The 26,503-nt window shown below is 55.0% G+C and carries 19 protein-coding genes; 5 read left to right on the forward strand and 14 right to left on the reverse strand.

From position 1 onward, the window contains the following. The first annotated feature begins 5 nt into the window (after window positions 1-5). Complete coding sequence (locus ACR0ES_RS10065) at window positions 6-2,378, forward strand: 1-deoxy-D-xylulose-5-phosphate synthase N-terminal domain-containing protein (protein WP_480870537.1); 2,373 nt, start codon at window positions 6-8, stop codon at window positions 2,376-2,378. Window positions 2,379-2,842: 464 nt separating this feature from the next. Beyond that, window positions 2,843-5,761, forward strand: coding sequence for a M10 family metallopeptidase C-terminal domain-containing protein (locus ACR0ES_RS10070; protein WP_480870522.1), 2,919 nt, complete (start codon window positions 2,843-2,845; stop codon window positions 5,759-5,761). A gap of 308 nt (window positions 5,762-6,069) precedes the next feature. Here the strand turns inward: ACR0ES_RS10070 and ACR0ES_RS10075 are convergent, their stop codons facing one another. From ACR0ES_RS10075 to ACR0ES_RS10110, 8 genes are all read right to left on the reverse strand, one after another. Beyond that, window positions 6,070-7,572 (reverse strand): M81 family metallopeptidase, encoded by a 1,503-nt coding sequence (locus ACR0ES_RS10075; protein ID WP_480870525.1) that lies wholly within the window; start codon window positions 7,570-7,572, stop codon window positions 6,070-6,072. After that, window positions 7,572-9,218 (reverse strand): amidohydrolase, encoded by a 1,647-nt coding sequence (locus ACR0ES_RS10080; RefSeq protein ID WP_480870528.1) that lies wholly within the window; start codon window positions 9,216-9,218, stop codon window positions 7,572-7,574. Before ACR0ES_RS10080 ends, ACR0ES_RS10075 begins: the two co-directional genes overlap by 1 nt. 12 nt (window positions 9,219-9,230) lie before the next feature. Continuing rightward, entirely contained in the window at window positions 9,231-10,154 is a 924-nt protein-coding gene (locus ACR0ES_RS10085; protein WP_480589127.1) for an oligopeptide/dipeptide ABC transporter ATP-binding protein, read from the reverse strand. Next, complete coding sequence (locus ACR0ES_RS10090) at window positions 10,151-11,131, reverse strand: ABC transporter ATP-binding protein (RefSeq protein ID WP_480484899.1); 981 nt, start codon at window positions 11,129-11,131, stop codon at window positions 10,151-10,153. Before ACR0ES_RS10090 ends, ACR0ES_RS10085 begins: the two co-directional genes overlap by 4 nt. Further along, on the reverse strand, window positions 11,128-11,985 hold the full coding sequence (locus tag ACR0ES_RS10095; RefSeq protein ID WP_480484900.1) for an ABC transporter permease: 858 nt from the start codon (window positions 11,983-11,985) through the stop codon (window positions 11,128-11,130). The genes ACR0ES_RS10090 and ACR0ES_RS10095 overlap by 4 nt, the downstream gene beginning before the upstream one ends. Before the next feature lie 12 nt (window positions 11,986-11,997). Beyond that, entirely contained in the window at window positions 11,998-12,936 is a 939-nt protein-coding gene (locus ACR0ES_RS10100) for an ABC transporter permease (RefSeq protein WP_480484901.1), read from the reverse strand. Window positions 12,937-13,021: 85 nt separating this feature from the next. Beyond that, window positions 13,022-14,587 (reverse strand): ABC transporter substrate-binding protein, encoded by a 1,566-nt coding sequence (locus tag ACR0ES_RS10105; RefSeq protein WP_480616916.1) that lies wholly within the window; start codon window positions 14,585-14,587, stop codon window positions 13,022-13,024. 21 nt (window positions 14,588-14,608) lie between these two features. After that, the gene (locus ACR0ES_RS10110) at window positions 14,609-16,585 is read right to left on the reverse strand and encodes a CocE/NonD family hydrolase (protein WP_480870531.1); all 1,977 of its coding nucleotides are present in this window, start codon (window positions 16,583-16,585) and stop codon (window positions 14,609-14,611) included. Between the two features lie 128 nt (window positions 16,586-16,713). Here ACR0ES_RS10110 and ACR0ES_RS10115 point away from each other — a divergent pair, with 128 nt between their 5' ends. Beyond that, a complete protein-coding gene (locus ACR0ES_RS10115) occupies window positions 16,714-17,475 on the forward strand; it encodes a helix-turn-helix transcriptional regulator (protein ID WP_480773692.1) in 762 nt (253 codons plus the stop codon). A gap of 330 nt (window positions 17,476-17,805) precedes the next feature. On the opposite strand, the gene ACR0ES_RS10120 is transcribed toward ACR0ES_RS10115, so the two are convergent. The 6 genes from ACR0ES_RS10120 to ACR0ES_RS10145 form a co-directional block, all read right to left on the reverse strand. Continuing rightward, the gene (locus ACR0ES_RS10120) at window positions 17,806-18,093 is read right to left on the reverse strand and encodes an aminotransferase class III-fold pyridoxal phosphate-dependent enzyme (protein ID WP_480870539.1); all 288 of its coding nucleotides are present in this window, start codon (window positions 18,091-18,093) and stop codon (window positions 17,806-17,808) included. Window positions 18,094-18,278: 185 nt separating this feature from the next. Continuing rightward, on the reverse strand, window positions 18,279-19,517 hold the full coding sequence (locus tag ACR0ES_RS10125) for a Tm-1-like ATP-binding domain-containing protein (RefSeq protein ID WP_480773694.1): 1,239 nt from the start codon (window positions 19,515-19,517) through the stop codon (window positions 18,279-18,281). Between the two features lie 26 nt (window positions 19,518-19,543). Then, the gene (locus tag ACR0ES_RS10130; protein ID WP_480616908.1) at window positions 19,544-21,028 is read right to left on the reverse strand and encodes an aldehyde dehydrogenase; all 1,485 of its coding nucleotides are present in this window, start codon (window positions 21,026-21,028) and stop codon (window positions 19,544-19,546) included. Between the two features lie 8 nt (window positions 21,029-21,036). Continuing rightward, window positions 21,037-22,569 (reverse strand): tripartite tricarboxylate transporter permease, encoded by a 1,533-nt coding sequence (locus ACR0ES_RS10135; RefSeq protein ID WP_480547582.1) that lies wholly within the window; start codon window positions 22,567-22,569, stop codon window positions 21,037-21,039. Window positions 22,570-22,579: 10 nt separating this feature from the next. Beyond that, on the reverse strand, window positions 22,580-23,116 hold the full coding sequence (locus tag ACR0ES_RS10140; RefSeq protein WP_480484908.1) for a tripartite tricarboxylate transporter TctB family protein: 537 nt from the start codon (window positions 23,114-23,116) through the stop codon (window positions 22,580-22,582). A 62-nt stretch (window positions 23,117-23,178) separates the two neighbouring features. Then, entirely contained in the window at window positions 23,179-24,108 is a 930-nt protein-coding gene (locus ACR0ES_RS10145; protein WP_480589103.1) for a tripartite tricarboxylate transporter substrate binding protein, read from the reverse strand. A 106-nt stretch (window positions 24,109-24,214) separates the two neighbouring features. Here ACR0ES_RS10145 and ACR0ES_RS10150 point away from each other — a divergent pair, with 106 nt between their 5' ends. Together ACR0ES_RS10150 and ACR0ES_RS10155 are read left to right on the forward strand one after the other, a co-directional pair. Beyond that, the gene (locus ACR0ES_RS10150; protein ID WP_480484910.1) at window positions 24,215-25,027 is read left to right on the forward strand and encodes an IclR family transcriptional regulator; all 813 of its coding nucleotides are present in this window, start codon (window positions 24,215-24,217) and stop codon (window positions 25,025-25,027) included. Window position 25,028: 1 nt separating this feature from the next. Beyond that, entirely contained in the window at window positions 25,029-26,381 is a 1,353-nt protein-coding gene (locus ACR0ES_RS10155; RefSeq protein ID WP_480773698.1) for an aminotransferase class III-fold pyridoxal phosphate-dependent enzyme, read from the forward strand. Window positions 26,382-26,503: the final 122 nt, after the last annotated feature.

Genomic DNA, 26,503 nt, shown 5'->3' on the forward strand with positions numbered 1-26,503 from the left:
CCACCATGCCGAATGATCCCAAGCTGTTGAAAATCGTCGAACAGCGTTTGCTGTGGTTGTCGCATTGGATGATCCACCATGCCAACCATACCCGTCCCAAGGTGGATGGGATCAAGGTTGGTGGTCATCAAGCGTCGTCCGCGTCGATGGTTTCGATCATGACGGCGCTCTACTTCTCGGCTTTGCGTCCCGAAGATCGGGTTGCGGTCAAGCCTCATGCGTCACCGGTTTTCCACGCGATGCAGTACCTTATGGGCAACCAGACCCGCGAGAAGATGGAGAACTTTCGCGGGTTTGGCGGCGTGCAAAGCTATCCCAGCCGGACAAAGGATATCGATGATGTCGACTTTTCGACAGGTTCGGTAGGTTTGGGTGTCGCGATCACCTCGTTTGCTTCGATCATTCAGGACTACGTCAAGGCCAAAAACTGGGGGGCAGATGCCCCGATGGGGCGCATGGTGGCGCTTGTAGGCGACGCTGAACTGGATGAAGGCAACGTATACGAAGCATTGCAGGAAGGCTGGAAAAACGGCCTGCGCAACACGTGGTGGATTATCGACTACAATCGGCAGTCGCTCGACGGCATCGTTCGTGAAGGTTTGTTCGAACGGATCGAGAAAATCTTTGATGCCTTTGGATGGGATGTTGTGCGCGTGAAGCATGGTGTCCTGCAGCGCGCGGCCTTCAAGGAACCTGGCGGTGATCGGCTGCGAGACTGGATTGATGCCTGCTCGAACCAGGAATACTCGGCCCTGACGTTCATGGGTGGCGAGGTTTGGCGAAAGCGCCTCATGGACGATCTTGGGGATCAGGGGGATGTGACGGCGCTGATCGAACGGCGCACAGATGCCGAACTCGCTGCATTGATGGAAAACCTCGGCGGCAACTGCGTCGAGACCATGGCCCAAACCTTTGATGCAATCGAACATGACCGCCCTACCTGTTTCCTGGCCTACACTGTCAAGGGATGGGGCACGCCAATTGCGGGCCACAAGGACAACCACGGCGGACTGATGAACAACAGCCAGTTCGTCGCGTGGCAAGAACATATGGGCGTGCCTGCCGGCAAGGAATGGGAACCTCTCTCGGCAGTGCCGGACCCAGAGGCGTTGAAAGATTTTCTGTCGAAAGTTCCCTTCTTTGCAAAAGGTCCGCGACGCTATTTCGATGGCAAGCTGGATGTTCCATCAATTGACATCGACACAAGCCGCGAAATCTCGACCCAAATGGCTTTCGGCAAGATTTTGGATGACTTGTCGAAGGGCGACAGCCAATTGGCCGAGCGTATCCTGACGACGTCCCCTGATGTCACAGGCACAACAAACCTTGGCCCGTGGGTTAACCGGCGCAAACTGTTTGCCAGATCCGAGCAAGCCGACGCTTTTATTGAACATCGTATCCCCTCGACGGCAAGATGGGAATTTACTCCCGAAGGGCAACATATCGAGCTTGGTATTGCCGAGATGAACCTCTTGTTGCTTTTGGGCGCTGCGGGCCTTTCGCATTCCCTGTTCGGCAAGCGGCTTATCCCGATCGGCACTGTGTATGACCCCTTTGTCAGCCGTGGCCTCGATGCGCTCAATTATGCTTGTTATCAGGATGCGCGCTTTATGCTGGTCGGCACGCCTTCGGGCATAACGCTGGCCCCAGAAGGCGGCGCGCATCAATCCATTGGCACACCTTTGATCGGGATGAGCCAGGACGGGCTGGCGGCCTTTGAGCCAGCCTTTGCTGATGAACTGGCGGTGATAATGGAGTGGGCCTTTGACTACCTGCAGCGTGACGGCGAAGGGCAACCGGACGAACGCACCTGGCTGCGTGACGAAACAGGCGGTTCGGTTTATCTGCGCTTGACGACAAACCCGATTGAACAGCCTGGGAAACGCGTGGACGATGAGTTCCGTCAAGGTGCCATAGATGGTGCATACTGGCTGCGGAAGCCGGGCCCGAATTGCGAGGTCGTAATCGCTTATCAGGGGGCCGTTGCACCCGAAGCGATCAAAGCCGCTGGCGTGATGGGCGAAGGACGCAAAGACATTGGCGTGTTGGCGGTGACTTCGGCAGATAGGCTAAACGCCGGGTGGACGGCAGCGCAACGGGCGCGTTCGCGGGGCAATCAGAAGGCTCGGTCCCACATCGAAGCTTTGATGTCCGGTCTACCGCGGCACTGCAAGCTGGTTACAGTGATCGACGGACACCCCGCGACATTGTCTTGGCTGGGTGCGGTACAGGGACATCAGACCATCCCATTGGGGGTCGAACATTTTGGTCAGACAGGGACAATCGGCGACCTCTATCGGCACCATTGCATTGACGCGGACGCCATCCTGGAGAAGGTGAATGGTCTGACCCATGGCAAGGCTTTGCTTCGCACATGAGCGGCGGTATTGGACGTCACAGCTAAGGCACCTTACGCTCAGGGTATTTGGGCCCTTTGTGCAGGCGCGCGCTTGGGTTCGAAACCCCGAACGAAAGGCACCTTGTTCGAACCAAACTTTTGGGATCTGAGAAGAATTACGACTCGGGACTAAAGAAAAGATCCGCGCGCCTTTGCTTCTGTCACTACAGGTGCTCAAAACTGTCGTTGGTATGGACCGCCAGGAAAATCAATTTTGCGTGTATTAAGTCGGCCTATGCACGCTATCCGACCGGTTTTTTGGAAATATTCTTATTCATGTATGCGCTTAATAAAAATGGGTCTGTTCCTCTAGAATGTAACTCTTGAATAGCCGTTGATAATGTAGTTTGCAGGAGACACTCCAGTACGCGTTTGCCCCAAAAAGAACACTTTGTTCGAGCAGTTTCAGCGCAATCAATAACACCTAATTTCTAAGACAGAAAAATGGCCACCGTTACAACAATCCCCAGACCGTCCGTAAGTTCTCCGCTCAGCTCTATCCAGGGCACCTATGCATATGGTGACGGGAATCCGTCGACCACGACGGTGATTTCCTACAGTTTCGGGCACTTCTCTGATACGCAGGCTTGGTCATCAGAGTATAAGGCGGAGTTCCGTGCGGCGCTGGCCGCAATAGAAGCCGTTGCAAACATTACTTTTGTCGAAGTCACCTCCGGTTCCGCTGACTTGGTTGAGGTTCTCGCGCCTTCTTCATTCTTTGAAAACCCGCGAACTCTCGGATTTCACTATTCGCCATCGAGCGGGACATCCTATGGAGCGTTCAACACGTCATACTGGACTGCTTCTTTCAACGGAAACGGTGATCCGGGCGGGTTTTTCTTTACTACTTTGGTCCATGAATTAGGTCACGCCCTTGGGTTGGGGCATCCTCATGACACCGGATTGGGTACAACCGTGTTGAGCGGTGTAACGTCGCCATTCGACTCGTTTGGGGCGGCGGGCCTCAATCAGGGTGTCTACACTGTGATGTCGTATAACGATGGATGGACTTCACAAAACGGGGGGCTACACTTTAACGCAACGTACGGTGGTTCAACGGGGCTTGGGGCTTTGGATATTGCCGCGTTGCAGGCCATGTATGGGGCGAATACTTCATATAATTCCGGGGGCAATACCTACACACTTCCCTCTGCAAACGTCGCAGGAACTGGGTATCAGGCCATTTGGGATACTGGCGGGATTGACACAATACAACATGTTGGCAGTTCGAACGCACACATAGATCTCCGGGCCGCCACATTGGACTATTCCGTCACCGGAGGTGGGCTGATTTCGCATGCGGCTGGAATAAAAGGTGGTTTCACAATCGCGCATGGCGTTGTGATTGAAAACGCGTCTGGCGGATCGGGTGCTGATACTATTGTCGGCAATACCGCTCAGAACGTCTTGCGCGGGAACGACGGAAACGACACCATTCACTCGCTGTCCAACGGAAGCAATAACAACACCATCTATGGCGGCCAAGGCAACGATATCATTTTTGTGGCCCAAGGTACCGGCGCTGACCAGGTCTTTGGGGACCAGGGCAATGATCTGGCTGTTGTGCAGAGCAACGCAGGCACGTTTTCGGGTGGAACCGGCACAGACACTGTCAGATTTGTCAGCGCGATAAGTAACTATTTATTCTTTGAAAACGGCGTTTTGTACGAGTTTTTGGACGTCGTCACGCGCACAACTTTCACCATTGCAGACGACGTAGAGTTGGTCCAGTTTCTTGACGGGTTACAGCAGTATGCCCGGTCGAATATCAAGTCTGCAATGCAGCTTTCAGATATCGATACTCAGGGAACAACGCTACAACATGCCAGCCAAGGGCTTTATGTGCTGGATGGCGGCAGTGCGAACATTGCTTTGATTTACGGTGGCCAGTCTATTGGGCAAAACTCGCTTGCAGGCTGGCAGGCACTTCAGGCCGAAGCGTCGGGCGGTGGCTACAAGGTGTTGTGGCTGAACACCAACGGGTCATATGCCGAATGGACCACGGATGCTTCGGGGCAATACCAAAGCGGCGTTACCATCGCCAATGTTGTCGATGTCGAAGTTTTCTATGGTGTTGATCTGAACAATGACGGCCACACCGGCCACGTCACAACCAACATCGAGAGCAGCGGATCGGTAATACTCGCGTCGTCAACCCGCGGCGAGTATCTGATCAACGGTACCATCGGCTTGTCGTATAATGGTAATGCAATTGGGCCAGACAGCCTGCCGGGCTGGCAGGCGCTTCAGGCCGAAGCGTCGGGTGGTGGCTACAAGGTTCTGTGGCAAAATGCGAACGGGTCATATGCCGAATGGACCACGGATGCTTCGGGGCAATACCAAAGCGGCGTCACCATCGCCAATGTTGTCGATGTCGAAGTTTTCTATGGTGTTGATCTGAACAATGACGGCCACACCGGCCACGTCACAACCAATATCGAGACCAGCGGGTCGATAACACTCGCGTCTTCAACCCGCGGTGAGTACCTGATCAACGGTACCATCAACCTGACGTATAATGGCAATACAATTGGGCCAGACAGCCTGCCGGGCTGGCAGGCGCTTCAGGCCGAAGCCTCGGGCGGTGGCTACAAGGTGCTGTGGCAAAATGCGAACGGGTCATATGCTGAATGGACCACGGATGCCTCGGGGCAATACCAAGGCGGTGTTAGCATCGCCAATGTTGTGGATGTCGAAGCCTTTTATGGTGTTGATCTGAACAATGACGGCCAGACCGGCCACGCCATAACCAATATCGAGACCAGCGGGTCGACCACACTCGCGTCTTCAACCCGCGGTGAGTACCTGATCAACGGTACCGTCAACCTGACGTATAACGGCAATGCTATTGGGCCAGACAGCCTGCCGGGCTGGCAGGCGCTTCAGGCCGAAGCGTCGGGCGGTGGCTACAAGGTGCTGTGGCAAAATGCGAACGGGTCATATGCTGAATGGACCACGGATGCTTCGGGGCAATACCAAGGCGGTGTTAGCATCGCCAATGTTGTGGATGTCGAAACCTTCTACAGTCACGATATTGATGGAAATGGGACCATCGGTCCTGCTCAACCAAAACTGAGCGCTTTGTTGGCACCGGAAAACAATACCGTGACGGTGGCCGAGGAGTCCGGTGCCTCCGAATGGGACGAAGATGTCGACTATCTGGAATTCGTGCCAGACTTGCCCACCTTCCAGAATGAGGAAGATATCTATGGATTGGTTGTCTCTTGCGTGAAAAACAACATTTACGGGCCTTCGACAACCATCCTGGAAGCTGTGTGGCAAGAAGCCACAGACAATGTGTCAGAAGAGGATGCCAACCTGACAATTGCATCCTTGCTGGAGGATGACAGCTTCTTTTGGTAATGTTGACCCCGCTCTGTAGGAGATGCTGATCGCGCTGCGATTGCCTCGGATACATTTCTGGTGCGAGAGAAGTGTATCTATGCCGAAGAAACGATTCAGTGATGTGCAAGTTGCCTTTGCGTTGTAACAAGCTTAGAGAGAGACGTGGGTCAACTGGTGTATGAAGATGCATTTTGGCCGACTGGCCTCAGGGAATCGTATTCAAGATCCAATTGGGGTCGGGTTTATGTGGACGGCTCAAGGCTGGCCCTTCGGGGTTGAGATATTTGAATCCATTGGGGCGTATCTCACGTCAACAAACTTTCGTTTCACGTCACGTCAAAGGAGGTATGGCGACAGTTGGCCAACCTTCTGTTGATACAAGAATAAGGGACCTTTCCAAGGTCGCAGAGGAAAACCCCAGGCGCAGCGACCGCATTTACATGGCTTGCAATTGGTTCGAAATCCGCCCGGAAATGCGCTGTGCTTTTGACGCAGATCACCGAATAACTCAGAGGGTTTAACCCGATATGTGTGAAATGTGCGCGATCCAGGCATTGGTTTCGTATGCTTGTGACGACAAGGTCGATCTCGGCGTCGTGTCCAACCAAGCGAAGCGCAGCTGTCTTGCCAAGCGTAGCTGTTCCGCCGCCATACATTTCACCGGTATAGCGGCATGTGCCATCACTTAAGGAAAGCACTTCAAACTCTGCCCTGAATGGAACATGTCCGGCCAGGTTCGACTTTGCGCCGATAGCCAAAATGATCCGTGCGCCCTCCCCTGCCGCATGGGCCTGAATGGCACTTTCCGGATCATGGAACAGACCCATCAGAACGTTTTTTACCCCGCCCTCAATCAAAGCGGCCAGCAGCCCCGTTGTATCTGACGTTCCGCCTGCGCCCGGATTGTCCTGAACATCGGCTAGAACGATGGGTTTTTCGCGCCTTTGACGACATGTGGAAACGGCCTCTTCTAAAGACAACATCTTACATTCAAGATTAGCCTCACGGGACAGGAACATGCTGACAATCTCTTTGGCAGCGGCAGCCGCTTTTTCAGCAGTCAAGGCATAAGCAAGGCAGGATGGTCCGGTGTCAGGAAAATCCGCCGCCGTAAAACCAAGAGCGATCTCTGCCAGAATGCCTTGCTGTTCAAACCTGACAGGCAATTGATAGATATCACTGATCGGCGCAGAACCCGTGTGTTGCGCATGCAGGGGGATCAGGTAAGGCACCTGTTGGAACGTTTTGTATAGGGTTTCACCCGCCAGCAGGCGACGCAAGACTGGAACGCATCGTGCACCCGCTTCCGCCATATCCAAATGTGGGTAAGTGCGAAAAATCGACAGGTAGTCTGAGTGTTTGACCATTTCGGTGGAAATGTTGGCATGAAGGTCCAAACTTGCGACCACTGGAACGTCTGGACCCACAGTTTCACGAACGCGACGCAAAAGCTCTCCTTCACCGTCAGCAAGGCTTTCGGAGACCATAGCTCCGTGCAGATCAAGATAGACACCGTCAATCTGGCCTGCGCCCCATATTCCGTCCAACAGCATCCCGCAGATCGTTTCGAATGCATGATCGGTGACATGGGCGGACGGTTCGGCAGAGCACCACAAAACGGGAATGACATCAAATCCCGCTGCCTGTGCCGCGGCGGTGAAACCCGCGATCGGAAGGTTCATGCCCTCGGTTTCCAGAATAACCTGTGAACCATGCATCATTCCCGGCCAGGAATCCGCCATCTCAAACTCAGGCATCCCAGCTTTCGTTACACCGAAACAGTTGGTTTCATGTTGGAACCCCGCGATCACAATACGCTTGGTCGCCATTATGCGTGCTCAAACTCTTGTTCAGTACACACAGCGGAAAAAACCCTTTCGCCATAGCGGATGGTTTCAAGCACGACAGTGTCTGACAAGCGGTCCGGGTCGTGCAGTGGATTGCGCGAAAGAACAACAAAATCTGCAATTTTACCCGGTTCTATGGATCCGCGTTGATCTTCCTTGAACACCTGCCAAGCGGCTTCGATGGTTTGGGCCCGCAGGGCTGAAATAACGCTGATCTTCTGATCCTCGCCAAGCACACGGCCAGAAGCGGATTTTCGGTTCACCGCGCAATGGGCAAGATGGATTGGACGCGTCGGTGTGACCGAGGCGTCGTTGTGGATCGTGTATCGCACGCCATACCGTTCGGCTGACGCCGCTGGCGATATCCGTTCGGCTCGCTCGGGTCCCAGGAAAGTATCGTAATGACGATCCCCCCAAAAGAAGACATGGGCGGGAAAGAAGCTGACGGTCAGACCAAGCCGGGCCATACGCTCCAATTGGTCATCCCTCAGAACCTGGCCATGGATAATGGTGTGTCGATGATCCTGGCGCGGGTGTGAAACAAGCGCCTTTTCCACCGCATCTATGAACATCTCGGCACCGGCATCGCCATTACAGTGGCAGTGAATCTGCAAGCCCTGACTGTGGAGCTTTTCTACATCCGCAACCAACTGCTCTTGCGAGGAATAGGTCATTCCACAAGGATTATCAGGGCTGGCAGGTTTGAAATATGGAGCAGACAAATACGCGGTCTGTAACTGAAAGGCCCCGTCTGTAAACAGTTTGCGCGGACCCAGCGAAAAATGCGGGTTGCCCGGCCAGCTCGTTCCAATCCAACGCGAAGATAACTCTGGCTCCAGATCTCCGACGGGCAAAAGCTCGATGTCAATTCCCGGATCCTGATCCGCAGGCAGGCTTGCGAAGTGGTCCAGCATGGGCTGCGATGCCCAGGCGTTTTGGGCATAGGTCACACCATGGGCCAGGTATTCGCTGCGGCAGGCGTCAAAACCCCGCCAAAACCGGTCGCGGTCAATCAGGAAATCAGTATCGCCCATTTCACCCATGGCCGACAGCCCTTCCATCAATCCGGTCAGCGCTCCGGCTTCCGGATCGCGGCCATAACGGCCCCCCTCTGGATCAGGAGTTTCACGGGTTATCCCGCGTCTTTCCAGCGCGAGAGAATTTGCCACGCCATTATGACCCGACGCATGAATGACCCAGATTGGATGGCGTTGTGACACACCGTCCAGTTCGGCCCGTGTGGGCATTCGACCTTCCAGAATGGACGTATTGTCAAAGGACACCCCCATGACCCATTCACCCTCGGGTGTTGCACTCGCCTTTTCGTGAAGCCTGTTCAACGCCTGTGACATGTCTCTGCAATCCCCTAAAGGCGGCGAAGACAGATCGACACGGAACAGCTTGACAAAGCCGGGATCGGGAAAGTGCCCGTGTGGGTCGATAAAGGCGGGCATCAGGGTACGACCCTTCAGATCATGCTCGTGCGCATCCGAAGGCATGCGGGCGCGCAACTCAGCCTCGGCCCCCACTGCCTGAATTCTGTTGCCGTCAGTCAGCACCGCCTCTGGTGAAGAGTTCTGCGCATCCATAGTCAGGATGGTGCCGTTGAAGTAGAGTTTGCTTGGCATTGGATTTCCTAGTTACGACAGCGGGGCCAGACAACGCAGCCCATGGCCGCCCTTTACTTCCCATTCCGGGGTTTGGGTGCAAATGTCTCTGGCAAAGGGGCAACGCTCGCGAAACTCACAGCCAGATGGTCGCTTCAGCAGGCTGGGAGGTTCCCCTTTGAGAGCGATCCGTTCCAGTCGCGCATCCGGGTCCGGCTCGGGGTTGGCGCTCAGAAGGCAGCGGGTGTAGGGATGGCGCGGATCGTTGAAAATCGTCTCGGTTGTGCCCTCCTCGACCAAACGGCCCAGATACATGATGCCCATTCTGTCGGCCACGTGGCGCACGACGCTGAGGTTGTGCGTGATGATGACCATCGCCAGCCCCAGCCTTTCGCGCAGATCGTTGAGCAGGTTCAGCAACTCACCCTGGACCGAGACATCGAGACCGGCAGTCGGCTCATCCGCAAGGATCAGCTTGGGTTCCAGCGCCAGGGCGCGCGCGACGCCCACGCGCCGGGCCTGACCTCCTGACAGCTGATAGGGATAGCGATCGGCAAAATGCGCGGGCAGGTTCACCATTTCCAATAGGCGCTTGGCCTCGGCATCCAGATCGCGATCTTTCATACCCTGAATGCGATAGGGTTCGGTGATCAGGCTGCGGATTGTCAGGCGGGGCGACAGGCTACCGACCGGGTCCTGAAACATCATCGCCATGTCTTTACGCAGCGGGCGCATGACGCTTTCCGGCGCGCCCCGAATTTCCCGACCTTCGAATGTGACCGAACCGTCCTGTGCAGGCGCAAGACCCGCAATCGCGCGGATTACCGTCGTCTTACCCGATCCGCTTTCACCAACCAGAGCGTAAGTTTCGCCAGGTTCTACGGTAAAGCTGACACCCGCCAGAACATTGACCGGTCCATAACTGGTTTTAAGATCCACGACATTCAGCAAGCTCATGTTGCGACCTCCTCGTGGTTCAGCCAGCATGCGGCGTGGTGGCCTTCTTTCAGTTGATCCAGTGGCGGCACATCGGTCGCGCAGCGCGCCATGGCCTGATCGCAACGGTCCCGAAAGATGCACCCCCCGGGCAGGTTGGCCAGATCAGGCACTTCACCGGGGATGGTGGGCAAAACGCGGGCGCGTTCTTTGATGTGGCCGGGATCACATTCGATCAGACGACGTGTATAGGGGTGTTTAGGGTTGTGGAAAATCTCACGCACATCGCCGCTTTCGACAACGGCTCCTGCATACATCACCACCACCCGGTCGCAGAGTTCCGCGATCACGCCCAGATGGTGCGAAATAAACAGAATGGCACAATGAAACTCGCGCTGTAATTCTTGTAGGCGCTCGATGATCTGTACCTCAAGAGTGGCGTCCAATGCAGTGGTTGGCTCATCCGCGATCAAGAGGTCCGGCTCGGACATCAACGCCATTGCTATGGCGATCCGCTGGCGCATCCCACCTGAGAACTCATGCGGATACTGCTTCAGGCGCGCTTCGGGATCGGGGATGCCGACAGCACCCAGCATCTTGGCTGCGTGGGTCAATTTATCCGCCTTTGACTGCTTTGAGCGATGCTGAATGTCCAGCATCTGCTGCCCGATGGTCAGAACCGGATTGTGCGTTTGCATCGGATCCTGGAAGACAATGGATATGTCTGCACCGCGCAGGTCGCGCATCTGACGCTCGGAAGCCTTCAACAGGTCCTGCCCTTTGAAACGAACCTCACCTTGACGGAACCGCGTATTGGGGGCGGTCAGGCGCAGGATGGATGAGATCAGGGTGGATTTGCCGCATCCGGATTCCCCGACAATACCAACAATTTCACCCTTGTTGACGTTGAATGTGATGTTCCTCAGGGCCTTAAGGTCGCCACGGCCCGTTTCGTAGTCAACACTCAGGCGGTCGATTTCCAGCAGTGTATCGGTCATCGCTGTTTCCTCAATTTCGGGTCGACCACATCACGTAGGCTTTCGCCCAGGAAAGTGAATCCAAGTGTTGCCAGAATGATCGGCAGGCCCCCGCCCACCACCAGCCACGGTGTTTGGCGGATCAGGGAATAGCCATCCTTGAGCAAGGCTCCCCAACTGGGTGTCGGGGGTTTCACACCCAACCCCAAAAATGACAGCCCGGCCTCCAGCGCGATGACGGTGGGTATATCCATGGCTGCCAAGACAGCCAGAACCCCGATGATATTGGGTAGCATGTGCACACCCAGAATACGCGTCATGCTGGCCCCCATTGATCGCTCTGCCAGAATGAATTCGGAATTGCGAAGCGTCAGGGTCTGGGTTCGCGCCACGCGCCCATATGTCGGGATCGAGGTCGCCATGACCACGAATACAACTGTCTGCAAGCTGGGCCCGACAAGGGCCACAACAGCCAGTGCAAACATCACCGTCGGAAAGGACCGGATGGTATCGAAAAACAGCATCAGCAGGTTGTCGAGCCATTTCGGCCCGTACCCGGCTATCATGCCCAAAGTCAGGCCAATCGCCATCGCGCCGAAAACAGCTGGCAGCGCCACTTTAAGCGCAACCTGCCCCCCAGCAATCACCCGCGAAAACGTATCGCGACCCAGCTGATCCGTGCCCAACAGATGCGCCGCGGACGGCCCTTGCAGGCGGGATTTGATATCCATGGCAATGGGATCGTAAGGCACAATCCAGGCAGCAAATATCGCGCAGAACACGATGGTCCCAACGATTATCAAACCCATTAACCCAAGCGGGTCGCGGGCAACCCCGACTATGATCTGGCCAAGTTCGGAACGAGATTTTACCATCACTCCGCCTCCTTAATGAGCCGTGCGTGCGCGTGGATCGAGTAGCGCGTTGATCAGATCGGCCAAGGCGGTCGACACAACGAACAGTGCCGTTGATACAAGGACCGAACCCATCACAATCGGATAGTTTCGGGTCGTGATGCTGTCGATGACCAGCTTACCCAAGCCTGGTCGGGCAAAAACGATTTCGGCAAAAACGGCTGAGCTGAGCAGAAAGCCCATCCCGACCCCGATCACGGTGACCACGGGTAGAATTGCGATACGCAATGCGTAAACCATGACCACGCGACGTTCCGCGATACCAAAGGCCCGGGCGGTACGCACATGGCTTTCACCCATGACCTCGAGCATCGACGCCCGTACCAGCCGTGCGATATATCCTACCCAGCTGAGCCCTATGGCGAATGCAGGCAAAACCAGATGGTCAAGGCGGTCCCAGAACCCCTCTCCTGCCCCAATGGCGGGAAACCACTGCAAATTAACGGCGAAAACCAACAAAGCCAAAAGCGCAACAACAAAGGCCGGAGCGGCAACAAAACTGACGGAAATTGCGGCGGCGATCCGGTCGATCATCGTGTTTGGATGCGCAGCCGCATAAGCGCCAAGTGCGATACCAAGACTTGCGGACCACAGGATTGATGCAAAAATCAGCTCCAGAGTGAACGGCAATTGCTGAAACACAATCTCAGTCACAGACCGACCCGAGAAGACATCGGTGCCAAGGTCACCCTGCAAAAGGTTCGAGTAAAAGATCAGCAGCTGTTTCCAGATCGGTTGATCAAGACCAAGTGCGGCGGTGAGTTGGGCCTGAAGCTCGGGTGTGGCGCGCGGACCCAGCATGATCTGGACCGGATCGCCTGGTACAGCGCGGATCATCAGGAACATGACGGTGACCGCCACGAAAAGGATGAGCAGCGACAGCCCGAAGCGACGGGTTGCGAAGTTCAGCATGGCCAACTGGCTCCTTGTGGCTGGATGGCGTTGGTTATGGAGCGGCGAGTGTCAGCGCCCGCCGCTCCCTGTCGACCTGGGGAGGTCAGGTCGACTTGCCAAAGTAACGCAGCAGCGACAGCCCATCCGGGCGCAATGCAGGAATGACACCTGCGCTGTGAATGACCGGTGTTGCCTCGTGTGTGATGAAGCGATAGGCACCGCTTTCTTCCATCAAGTCCTGCGCACGCTGGTACATTTCAGCCCGCTTTGCGATATCTGTTTCCCCAGCCGCAGCTTCGTGGATTTCGTTGAACTCTGCGCTGTTAAAGCGTTCCCAATTCCACTTGCCAATTTGCTCGGGCGTAAACCACGACGTCGCATAATACGGGTCCGGCGTCATCGAATAGCGGTTCAGAACAAGTTGCAGGTTTTCGTTGTCGCCAGACGCCCAGAACGCACCGGATTCCAGAACATTCACCTCAACTGTGATACCGATTTGCGCCAGCGTCGCCTGAATGATCTGTGCAGTTGTCGTGAACGTTGTCTTGTTTAGCGTGTCGAGGGTCAGAGTGACGTTGGTTTCACCCGATTCCGCAAGCAGTTGCGCCGCTTTTTCGAAATTTGCCTCAGGTGGCACCAGCGAAGACGGCCGATGCCCAGCCAAACCCGGAGCAATGATCCCGGTTGCCGGTTCGGCTGCACCAAAATAGGCAGCCTCCAGAATGCTGGGGACATCTATGGCATGTTGAATCGCCTGTCGCAGCTTCTGATTTTGCAGCTTTGGATGTTCAACATTCATTCCCATCCAGACATAGTAAAGCGAGGGTTTCTCAACCAGCGATCCTCCATTGGGAACACCAGCGCGATAACGTTCGACTGAACCCAGCGACACGCGAGTTACGTCCAGTTCGCCCGCTTCAAACGCGATCTCGGCGGTGTTTTCGTCGTCGATCGGATAGATCTCGATTGTGTCCCATGTCGGAGCATCGCCCTTCCAGTCGGGGTTGCGCTTAAGAACCGTTTTTTCCTTGGGCGACCAGCTGTCCCGCAGATATGGGCCGGACTCTGCCACCGGATCAGCACCGATCCGGCCACCGGCTGCTTCGACCGCTGCTTTCGAAACAATGTTTCCGGTGATGTAAGGCAGGGCAATTGACCAAATCGGTGCGAAGGGTTTGTTCAACACAATCGTCCCTTCGCGTTCACCGGTCACTTCAACATGGCTGAACGGTCCCAGGTCGGGTTTGTTTGGGCTGTCGGTCGCGTCATCCACGATCCGTTCCATGCTGAACTTGACGTCCTCGGCGGTCATGGCGCCAAAGCCGTTGGTGAAGCCGATATCGTCACGCAATGCAAACTTGATATGGGTGGGGTCAACCTGCTCGATCATCGTTGCCGCGTCGAGCTGCCAGCCCCATTCCTCGCCTGGCTTATACTGGATCAGCTTGTTGTAGATCGAGGCATGTACCTCTTCTTCCACGACACCAACCGAGTGGGCCGGATCCATATTCTGTGCATCGCCATAGGCCCGTACCCGCAGAACACCGTCGTCTGCTGCAAATACGCGATTTGCCCACCCCATCGGAAGCGCCGAGGTCGCTCCAAGCGCGGTTGCGCCTTTCAGGAACCCGCGACGACCAACATTGGCCTTTGTCCATTCTATCTTCATAGTATCCTCCCTAGGATTAAGTCAGAGAAATCCGCGTGGAATGGTTTCCGACCATTCCTTTGTCAGGACTTCGGTTTCATCGGCACCTTCGGTGGCGCGAAGTTTGCGGTAGAGGTAGAAATTCTGCGTGTCGCAACTCATGCGGCACTCGGTCGAGATGGCGACCTGCCACTCCGCCCGTTCGAATGTGAATTTCCAGGCCGTTTCAAACCGAGCAGTGGCTGGGTCATCCGGGTGAATGCCGTAATGCATGCGCACATCACTGCCGACAATCAGGCCGTGATAGGGATCGCGTGATTTACCATAGTCGTCAAACGTCTCAAGCACGATCCGGCCGTCTTCTGTTTCTTTACGTTCGGAATGCGACGCAGGTGTCCGCAATTGATCGGCTGCAAGAACCGGAAACTTCGGCGCCGGACCGGGTTCGGAAGCTTGGATTTCACGCGATACTTCGCGCACTGGCAAATGCAGGGCGCAATCCTGCAAATGCAATGTCACCTGTGCCTGGTTTGGCGATGGCCAGATGATCGGCCAGTAGGACGTCGACAGGGCCAGCCGCAACACATGACCCTCACGCAGTCGATGCGCACATTCGTTTAGGGCAATCTCGGCCTCATATTCCTCGCCGGGTTGTAAGAATTCAGGTGTCTCGTGATCGCGGAAATGGCATAAGTTCAACGACCGGTAGCTGATGCGCTGTGAAATACCCTCGGGCGATACATCGCATAGGCGCGCAATAAGCTGAGCGACAGGCTTGTCTACTGAAAACCGAAACTTCAGTCTTGCGCGCCCCAACAATTCCAGCGGCGCACGCAATGGCGCGCTGTCAAAGCACAGCGACAATGCATCGTCGCTTGCCTGGTCGTCGGGCAGCTCGTTATCGATCCGCATACCTGCACAAAAATACCCGCTTTGCATGCCTAAATGGCAGGGCGACGAAATGGCTGCGGAACCTTGGGCTGGGCTAGGGGAAAATTTGCCCGGTGCCAGATGCCAGATCTGTTCATGTACGTGCAGCGATGGCCAGCGACCTTCAGCTATCCAGCGACCTTGCCGAGGGCTGTTTTTCGGTGTCGGGTTGAAATGCTCCTGCATGTATGTCCGGTACGCAGGCAAATCTTCGGCACCGTTTTCCTGTTCTTTCAACCAGCGATCAAACCAGCCGATGACTTCGGAATGGAAATCCGCAGGATCAATTTTCGAGATATGCGCGTATCGATGCTCCCATGGCCCGATGACGGCCTTGGTGGGCGATGTCAGGTTGGCTGCCAAAGCAGGCGGGGCATTTACATACGCATCTGCCCAGCCGGTTATGGCCAAAACCGGGGTTTGGATGGCAGACCAATCTTCGCAAACCGAGCCGTGCTTCCAGTATGTGTCCCGTGTCTGATGACGCAGCCAATCGGCGGCTGAAAATGGAACGTTTTGCAGCCGCGTCAGCCAGTCCTCTCGCCAGTCTGCGCGTAAGGCCGGATCTGCGGGCCTGGTCAGATAAGCGAACATCTGACTACCCCAGTTCATGTTGTCGCTCAGCAGGCAACCACCCATGAAATGGATGTCATCTGCATAGCGATCCACGGTCGAGGCGACGCTGACGACAGCCTTCAACGCAGGCGGTCGCCGGAAAGCCAGTTGCAAACCATTAAACCCACCCCAAGATATTCCGATCATCCCAACGTGACCGTCGCACCAATCCTGCGCTGCGATCCATGCGATGACTTCTTCACCATCACTCAGTTCCTGTTCCGAGTATTCATCGTCGAATTGCCCTTCGCTGTCGCCCGTACCCGCTATATCGACCCGAACGCAGGCATAGTCAGCCTCGGCAAATACCTTATGTGTTGTTTCATCCCTGGGCGCTGTGCCGTCGCGTTTGCGGTAAGGCAGGTATTCCAGAATGGCCGGAGCTGGACCGGTTTCGGGTAACCAGAGTCGAGCAGCAAGCCTCCGCCCGTCGGAGAGTGTGATCCATGTGTTTTCGACGGTTTTAACTGGCATCCGAGAGCTTGTTTTTTGCGAGCTGATGCCGAAGAAGAAAACGATTTGCAGAAAAAACAAATTGTGCAACTTTATGCGAAGTGATGCTATTTGCAGCGAAATAGCGTCAAATCGCGAAAGGTTTTCCCATGCCCCAGTATTTTTCTGCCAACCTGAAGTCGCTATGCGCAGAACACGGCAATATTTCAAAGATTTGTCGGGATATTGGCGTCAACCGGCAGCAATTCAATCGGTACCTGAATGGCTCCAGCCTGCCTTCGGCCCACAACATGCGTCGGATCGCGCGCCATTTCGGCCTGACAGAAGCCGAACTGTTCGCTGAAACTGCTCGCTTTGAGCAAATGCTAAAGGACGTCTTACCAATAACCGGAAAAACCCCCGCAGACGCGTTTCTGGATCCGTTTCGGGGCCAACACAAAAACCTCAGGCGCTATGTTGGTTTCTATCACTCGTTTTTCTGCACGCCTTCCTGGGAAGGGAAGATATTTTGTTCGTTAATCCGTATTCAGGAAGTTGATGGGCTTTTCACAATCCGGTCCCGCGAAATTGCCACATCACAAGACAAAAGCATGCACCAGATTTCCCGTTACGTTGGTTTGGTTACAATGCGGGGAAACAGGATATTTATAACCGAACATGAGTTGATGCGCGAAGGCAGCGTTGCCAATACCATCTTATATTCAGCGCACCGCCAGCAACTAAAGTATCTGCGGGGAATGACGATGGGTGTTGCTTGGCGCCCTTACCCGCATCCCTACGCCGCCAAAACAATCTGGAAGCGCCTGCACGAGCGGGTAACCGCGCGTGAGGCCATTGCCGCCTGTGGTATCTACTCAACCCATAGTACCAAGATTGATCCAACTGTCAGGAAACACCTTACCGAAGAGTGAAGTGTCTGAAGGATGTATGTGACGCTCTGTTTTCCGGCATATCAATTTGGCTTTGCTATTCTGCTTACGCGTGTCCTTTTGGTGTTGTGCGGGTGTAAAGGTACTAGGGACGTTACCGTTTTTTGTACCGTAGCCCATAGATAGTGCCCAACAGTTCATAGTGACACGATCAACTCGAGCTTTTCGCTCCGATAGTCACTGTCTGGTCCAATCAAACCGGACACGTGTTCATCAGAATGATCGCTTTTCTCGTATTACTCGTCCAGATATGCCAAAGCCGATATCCTTGTTCCTTGCCGTCGCGGTCTAAAGCAATTTCTGCACCGAAGATCAGACTGAATCCGCGTGCGTTTCCAATAACGGCACGTTTCTGAGCCAGCGCTTCCATTCATTTGCGAGCATGCAATCCCACATTTTTCGCGCTCTCCAGCAATTGCTGTCTTTGATCTCTTCCAATACCGCCATCGCTGCAGCACAGAAAACGGGGTTGCTATTAAACGTATTGAAATAGCGATAGCACTTAAGAAAAGTAACAAAGAATTCTGCTCGTGTAACAACACCATCCACCGGATGGCCATTCGTCTTTGATTTCCCCAGTGTCGCGATACCTGGCAGGATACTCCTTCACCCCTAACAAAATGGACCGGGTCGCCTTAGAGGGATGATACATTGGGTCCAAGCAGCTCTGTCTTGTCGGCAATAAGCTGATCTTTTTCCTGTTATGGTATGCAACTTTCGCAGGTATCCCTCGAGGCGGCGCCACGGCGTCCGAAGGCAAAATGCATCTGTTGGAATGACGAAGGTCAGCGATTTTTGCTGATCACACCCTGCTCGACCCAGGCATCAAATTGCACGAGGACCGCTTCGCTGAACGTGTGGTCGTTGATATGAGCGTCAAGTTCCGTCATCGGCACACGACCCGGTATAACCTTGCGTGCCTCATCCACCATATCTGCCAGTGCTTCAGGGTCATGCGCCGCCTCGCCTTCTTTGTCCCATGCTTCAACCCCCTGAACAGGCAGGAAAAAGTGGACAGGTCCCGTTGCGGCCTCCATTCGGTTGGCCAGTTCACGGATCCAAGCGCGGCGTTCATCCCCATTGAAGACGGAACTCTTGATCAGTCGGTTATGCACGTGAAACGGACGATCAGAATATTGGTCGGGGATGTCCTGCCAGCCCGCGAAATCCAACAGGTCCAACGCTCCGGGCGCGATCATCTGCGGTGTGCCTACGCGACCTGCACTGGTTACACGCTCCTCGCCGCTGGACACGACAGAGCCCGCCATAAAATTTCCGAATTCCTGCATGCAGAAATCCATCACGCAGGCAAATGCGCCCTCGCCAGCCAGCTTTTCAAATGCCATGCCACCCATGCCGGTAGAGTGGAAAACCGCCACCTCAAAACCGCGTTCCTCCAACGCCGGTTTCAACGTTTTCATGTAGCGCAGACAAGACGAGCCAAGACTGGTCATTCCAATCAATGGCTTGCTGCGGTCCGGTGCAATAGCGGCCTTGGTCGCGCCAACAACTGCCCCGGCTGCCTGGCTGAGTGAAGACTGGCAAATCGAATTCATACCATAGAGCCCGCCGGCCCACAGGATCATCTGAATATCCGGCGCCAGACGATGCGGAGGGATCAGAGGAGAAAAGCTGACCGTAGACACAATGTATTTTGGCACACCCATCGGCAGCGCTTGTGCACAGTCCAGTGCCAGATCGGTGCCCATGGTACCGCCGGTGGCCAGCATCCCGTCAAAGCGGCCATCGGCATAGGCCTGGGCAACCACTTTTGCGGCACCCTCGGACATTACCCGAAAAGCTTTATTTTCATCCCCCTGTGCGATGACTTCATCAATGGTCATGCCACCGGCAGAAGCGACGTCGTGCTTGGAGATGTCGGTTGGCGTCTTGGGATCACCCAGCACTGAGACATCCATTGTCAGTACATCAGCGCCCTGTGCGCGAATTGCGTTTTCAATGAAACGCATCTCGGCTTCTTTCGTGTCATAGGTGCCGATCAGCAGGATCGTTTTCATAGTCATAAGCTCCTCCTTCGTTCCGCCGCCATTCAGAGCTTGATCCAGGCCGTTTTCAGGTCGAAGTATTTCTCAAGCGCGTGCAAAGACTTGTCGTGCCCATTGCCGGACTGGCGCACTCCTCCAAGCGGTACGGTCAGATCAGCACCGCCATAGGTGTTCACATGCACGACGCCTGTGCGGATACCAGCCACCATACGGTGGGCGCGGCCAAGGTTAGATGTCCAGACACCGCCAGCCAGGCCATACACGGTGGCGTTCGCCAACCGGATCGCGTCTTCTTCGTTTTTGAAGGGGGTCACCGCCAGAACGGGGCCAAAGACTTCGTTCTGAAACAAGTGGTCCGTCTCTTTTACCCCGGCCATTACGGTCGGAGACATATAATAGCCGCCACTCTCCATCAGGATGCGATTACCACCGGTGCGCCGCTCTGCCCCTTCCGCCTCGGCTTTGGCAACAAAATCCAGATTGGCCTCAAGTTCCGGCAGGCTGTGAACGGCACCAATCTGGCTGTTCAGGTCCAGCGGATCGCCGACGCGAAAGTTTTCAGCATGGCGCGAGACTTCGGCCACGAAATCCTGGTAGATATCTTCCTGAACAAGAAGGCGAGAGCCAGCAACGCAGACTTGACCGGAGTTGCGGAAGATACCTGCCGCGGACACTTTGGCGGCCTCGGCCAGATCCGGGGCGTCGTTGAAGACGATGTTGGCGGACTTGCCGCCCAACTCAAGGTAGCAGCGCTTCAGATTGGAACGAGCTGAATACTCCAGCAACCGACGACCCGTCGCACCTGACCCAGTGAACACCATAATGTCCACATCCATCGACAGTGCCAGTGCCTCGCCCACAACCGAGCCGCGCCCTGTCACGACGTTGAACACGCCATCCGGAACCCCGGCTTCAGCAGCCAGTTCAGCAATCTTCAAAAGGCTGAGCGAAGCGCTTTCTGCGGGTTTCAATACTACGGAATTGCCTGCCGCAAGGGCCGGAGCAATTTTCCAGCTGCCGATCATCAGCGGAAAATTCCACGGTACGATTGCACCCACCACGCCGACCGGGGCATGGTGTACCAGGCCAAGAATATCGTGACTGGTTGGCGCGATCTGGCCATAAATCTTGTCGATTGCTTCGGCATAGTACCGAAATGTCGCCGCCGCCGAAAGCGCCTCGGCTTTATAGGCCATGCTGATCTCGGTGCCGTTGTCGCGCACCCCCAGAACAGAGATGTCCAGCGCACGCTCTTCGATCAGATCCGCCAGCTTCAGCAACACTTTCTTGCGTCCTGACGGTGCCATTTCGGACCATCGCCCGTCCTCGAAAGCAACCCGAGCGGCCAGGACGGCAGCTTCAATGTCCGCCGCGCTGCCATCGGCGATCCTAGTCAGAGGTCGGCCGTCGATGGGGGACAACACTTCAACCTGTGCACCCGTTTCACCGCCAGTGAAATTGCCGTTAATGAAATGGCCGCGCGGGGCGACTTGCTGCATTCGCAGCGCGTCGATTAGGGACTGATCCATGGATATTCTCAACCTTGTTGATTTGGGTGATCTGCATCGACGGGTTCGGCGTTTGGTTCTGGTCGCAGCTTATTTCTGAACTCGAAGTACAGAGCCCGAAAGTGCAGAATGAGGATCAGAACAATCATACCGAACAAGATGGCGGCAATCGGTCTATCAACAAAATCCAGCGGTGAATTAACCCGAGCCATGGCGCTGCGGAGCTTGACCTCCATAATGCCGCCCAGAACCATGCCGAGGATGATCGGAACAATCGGCAAGTCCAGCCGTTTGAGGATCAGACCGAAAACTCCAAATGCCGCGGCCAATGCACAGTCGGTGATCGAGTTGCGCAGGCTGTATACACCAACAAATGCTAGGATCAGGATCATGATGCCCAGAAAACGAGTTGGAATCTGAATGATCTTCAGAAGCAAGTTGGTCGAGAACAGCAAAAACACCAGAACGATCACGTTCAGCAGGATCAACGCCATATAGAGGGCCATGACGAAATCCATCTGGTTTTCGAACAGCTGCGGCCCGGGTATCACATTGTGCACGTAAAAGACTGACAACATCATTGCCGTCAGTGCCTCGCCGGGAATGCCCAGCGCCAGCAGCGGGATCATCGCCGCTCCGGGAACAGCATTGTTTGCGGATTCAGAAGCCACCAGCCCTTCGGGCGAACCATCGCCAAAGGCTTCTGGATTTTTAGAGGTTTTTTGGGCGTATGTGTACGATAGGAATTGCGAGGTGAACTCGCCGGTGCCCGGCACCATCCCCATGAAAACGCCGATGCTGGATGACACGGTTGCAATACGCTTGAGACCAAGCAGCTCTTTTAATCCCGCAAAGATGCTTCCGCCAACATGTGCTTCACCCGGTGCATGGTTTTTTTCCAGCAACAGAAGCAATGCCTGACTGATTGCGAACAGCCCCAGCACAACAACAATCAGGTCTACCCCTGAAGCCAGCCAGCTTTGCTCGAACGTGAAACGACGGGTGTATTTGACCGGCTCCAGCCCGACAGTGTTCAAGAACAGACCAAATGCCGCCAGCATGCCCGCCGCAAAAATCTGGCCGCGATGAGCGAGGATTACCAATATGATGCCAAGCAACGCGGCTAGGAAAATCTCACGGCTGCCAAAATGCGGGGCAACGAGTGCTAGGACCGGCGACAGGAGCATAAGGCAAATTATCGAAAAGATGCCTCCGAAAAATGACGCAGAATAGGCCAGTGACAACGCCCGATGACCCTGGCCGCGCTTCGTCATTGGATAGCCGTCATAGGTGGTCAAGGCATTGACTGCAGTGCCCGGTGTATTGATCAGGACGGCAGGGATTGCACCGCCATACATCGAGGACCCATAGATGCCTAGCAGCAGGGTCAGGCCAACGATGGGTTCAAACGCGAAAGTGGCGGGTAACAGAATGGCAATTGCCACCGGCGCTCCCACCCCTGGCAGAGCGCCAATAATCACGCCTCCGATTGACCCGATCAAAAGCGCAACGATTACCGGCCACTGCGCAAGTATCGAAAAACCTGATAATAGGGCATCCATCAGCGAAACCTCAAAGATACGTCAGCGCAAACGCGCGAACCGTGTCGGGTAAATACTCATAGAGAGCGCCGGCCGGGATTTTCACCTGCAAGAAAGCCCTGAAGATGACCGTGACACAAACGCCGAACAATGCGGCACAACCGATACCCTTAGCATCGCGAAACCCGGTGCGAATTGCCAAAAACACGGCAAATATTACCGTCGCGGGAAGATACCCAAGCAAGGGAACAGCTTTTACGTAAACGAGGAAGTAGAAAACATATTCAAACGACCTCAACCAGAATGCCACTTCGGTCCACCGTCCGTGACGCCGCTGTGACATTGCTGAACTGAGCCAGTGCAGAAATCCGAAAATCACCATGGCCCAGAGGGCTATCATTGGCCAAAGACTGGGTTGCGCAAACCACTTGGTTCGCTTGACGATTTGTGTCTGCTCGTCCAGCTGCATTAACAAAAAGACAGCAAACGCAAGGAACACGAACGCAAAAACTACATCGCCAGGACGGCGATATCGTTTGAACATGTCCTGTAAGGTTTTCGCGATCATCTCTACCTCCCCACCGATTAAAATAGGCCCGGCAGTTTGAATCCTGCCGGGCCAATCTTGAGTTATTCGCCCAGAATCTCTTCGATTTTGGCGAAAGAGGCTTTGTCTTTTTCAATCTGCGCGTTGGAGGCGTCCGGGTCCTGCCAGTAGATCAGTGCACCTGTTTCCTCGGCAAGCTGCTTGGCTTTGTCGGAGCTCAGAGCCTTTTGAGCGGCTGCCGCGATCTTCTCGCGCGCCTCTGCCGGGGTGTCTTTGTGAACGAACAGACCGTTCCATAGTGCCAAAGGCAGGTCAGGATTTAGCTCGACAACAGTCGGAGTGTCAGGGACCAGGGGAATCCGCTCACCGCCGATGCTGGCCAGAACATTCACCTGATCTAAGCAGGGTAGTATAAGTTGAAGTGTCGTGTTGATCACGTCCACGTCGCCTGAAGTCAGGGTGTTGCAGTCCAGAGCATCAAATGCGGCTTCACTGGCGAAATCAAACCCGCTGCTGACAGCAGCTGCGAATGTCACCTGGGTGGGGGGCAGGACAGAGCCGAAATGCCCCAGTGCAACATCGTTATCTTTGCCATGTTCCACCAACTCCTCCCAAGATGAGAAGGGTGCGTCTTTGCTGGACGCTATCACGAACGGATAGGTCAGGAAGATGCCAATTGGGTCAAATGGGTTGGGGTTCAGCTCTGGAATGCCAATCTCGGGGCCAATCACCGGCACGCCTATTACAAAAGAGCCGACCGTATAGCCATCGCCCGGAGCAGTGGCGACTTCGACAGCACCAGGGAACGGACCACCACCACCGCCAGGCTTGTTCACGACTGCTGCTGGTACGCCGTACATTTCCTGAAATTCATCTGCGATCAGACGTGTCAATACATCCTCCAGATCGCCCGGAGGCCACGGAACGACGAAGGATACAGGTTTCTCTGGATACTCAGCGAAAGCAGCTGATGCAGAGACCGCCATTACGGCAGCGGTAAGAATTTTCTTCATAGACTCCTCCCATTGATGGTTCAAATAATGAACCGATAAGTCATGTTTATTGTTGCGTTGTTAATTACATTGTGTCAAGTATTCTCTTAAGGAGGAGGAGTAACTTATGGGAACTGCTCTTAATGCTTTGAGATTGTTGGAGTTATTCTCCAATGCACGGCCCGAAATCGGGCTGACCCAGATGGCTCGGCTATCTGGTGTCAATAAGGCGACTGTTCTTCGGCATCTGCGTGAACTGGAAGAGTTCGGATTGATCGAGCAGAATCAGGGAACAAAATCCTTTATGATTGGCCCGGCGGCACTGCGTCTTGCCGCGTTACGCGAGATTGCAAATCCCGGCCTCAAAGCAGCGCGCCTCAAAATGCAGGCCGCGATGCAACAAGCAGGAGAAAGCCTGCACCTTTCTCTTCTGGAAAATGATGTTCTTCAAACGGCGCTAGTGGTCGAGACAACTCAGCACAGCGTTCGAGTTAGCCTAGACCCCACGGAAGTCCTTCCGCTCAACGCCACAGCCTCAGGGTTGTGCATGCTTTGTTTTGGCCCTCCTGCACTTTTGGAAGGCCTCAAAAATCGCGACTTGCCCCGTATTACTGCCTCTACGCTAACGAACCTTGAACTCATTCAAGAACGTCTCGTCGAAGTAAAGGAAACCGGTTGGTCCTATAGTAACGGAAGTTTCGAAACCGGTGTTCATGGCTTTGCAGCCCCGGTTTTCGGAATTGATCAACTGGCGCTTGGGACGGTTTCATTCGCGGTTCCTGAAATCAGAACCGCAGGCGACCGGCAGCCGCCCCTACTGAATACCCTGAAACAAGTTTCGCAAGAGCTTACGGCAATCTTTGGTGGCCAGGCTCCTGCAAACTTTCCAACTGAGTTTCGACCGAGTGTTCGGTCGGACGAAATTCCCGGAGAATTTTGAAATGAAGGATTCCAACTTCCTGAAGGAAAACAACGCCCGCTATTTTTGGCACCCGATGGCGCACCCTGCCGACAGCCAAAAGAACCTACCAACCATTTTGGTCGGCGGCGAAGGGGTTAGGATCATCGATGTGGACGGCCACAAGGCCATCGACGCCGTGGGAGGGTTGTGGAACGTCAATCTGGGTTATTCCTGCGAGCCAGTGAAGCAGGCGATTGCCGACCAGCTGAACGCTTTGCCCTATTATTCAACTTTCCGTGGCACCAGCAACGACAAGGCGATCGAATTGTCATACGAGCTGGCCCGGTTCTTCGAGCCAGATGGATTGACCCGCGCGTTCTTTACTTCGGGCGGCTCCGATTCGGTTGAAATCGCACTGAAATTGGCACGACAGTACCACAAGGTACGCGGCGAGGACGGGCGCACCAAATTCATAAGCTTGAAACAGGGGTACCACGGGACCCATTTCGCTGCAGCGTCGGTCAACGGCAACCAGAAGTTCCGTGCTGCCTACGAACCGATGATGCCTGGATGTTTCCACATCCCGGCACCATGGACTTATCGCAATCCCTTCGACGAGACCGATCCCGAGCGTTTGGCACAGCTTTGCGTCAAAGCATTGGAAGCTGAGATTGCGTTCCAGGGCGCAAATACTGTTGCAGCGTTCATCATGGAACCTGTTTTGGGTGCTGGTGGTGTAATTCCACCGCACGAGAGCTTCATGCCGTTGGTGCGCGAGGTCTGCTCGAAACACGGCGTTCTGTTGATCTCGGATGAAATTATCACAGCCTTTGGCCGCACCGGCAGCGAAAGCGGAGCCCGGCACTGGGGTGTGCAGCCTGACATTATGACGACGGCCAAGGCTATTACGAACGGGTATTTCCCATTCGGCGCTGCGATGATTTCCGGTCAAGTTGCCGAAGTGTTCGAACGCGACACCACTGGCAAAGCGTCCGTCGATCAGGGCTACACCTATTCCGGCCATCCGGTCGGAGCGGCAGCAGCCTTGGCAGCACTTGCGGAAATTAACCGCCTGCGGGTGTGGGAGAACGCCGCCGCTCGTGGGGATGAACTGTTTACCGGCCTGAAAAGGCTGGCCGACAAGTACGACGTGGTCGGCGACGTGCGCGGCGGTGAGGGCCTGATGTGTGCGCTGGAACTGGTCTCGGATCGCAGCACCAAAGCACCGATTGCCAAGCATCTTCCGTTGCAGGTGCAGAAGGTTGCATATGATGACGGTGTCATGGTCCGGGTGTCGGGTAACAACATTATTCTGTCGCCACCACTGATCATCACGGCTGACGATGTGTCCAAGATCCTGTCGGCGCTGGATACCGGTTTGGCGAGCCTTTAAAATCTTCCCTGACCTCGCCGTTACAAGGCGGGGTCAGACTTTGACGGCTTGTAGTTCTTCGAGCAGGTCGAGGAGTTGGTTGAGTTTTTCTCGTCCCATTTGTTTTTCGATGCTTTGGTAGA

This window comes from Ruegeria sp. N7, from assembly GCF_056531345.1.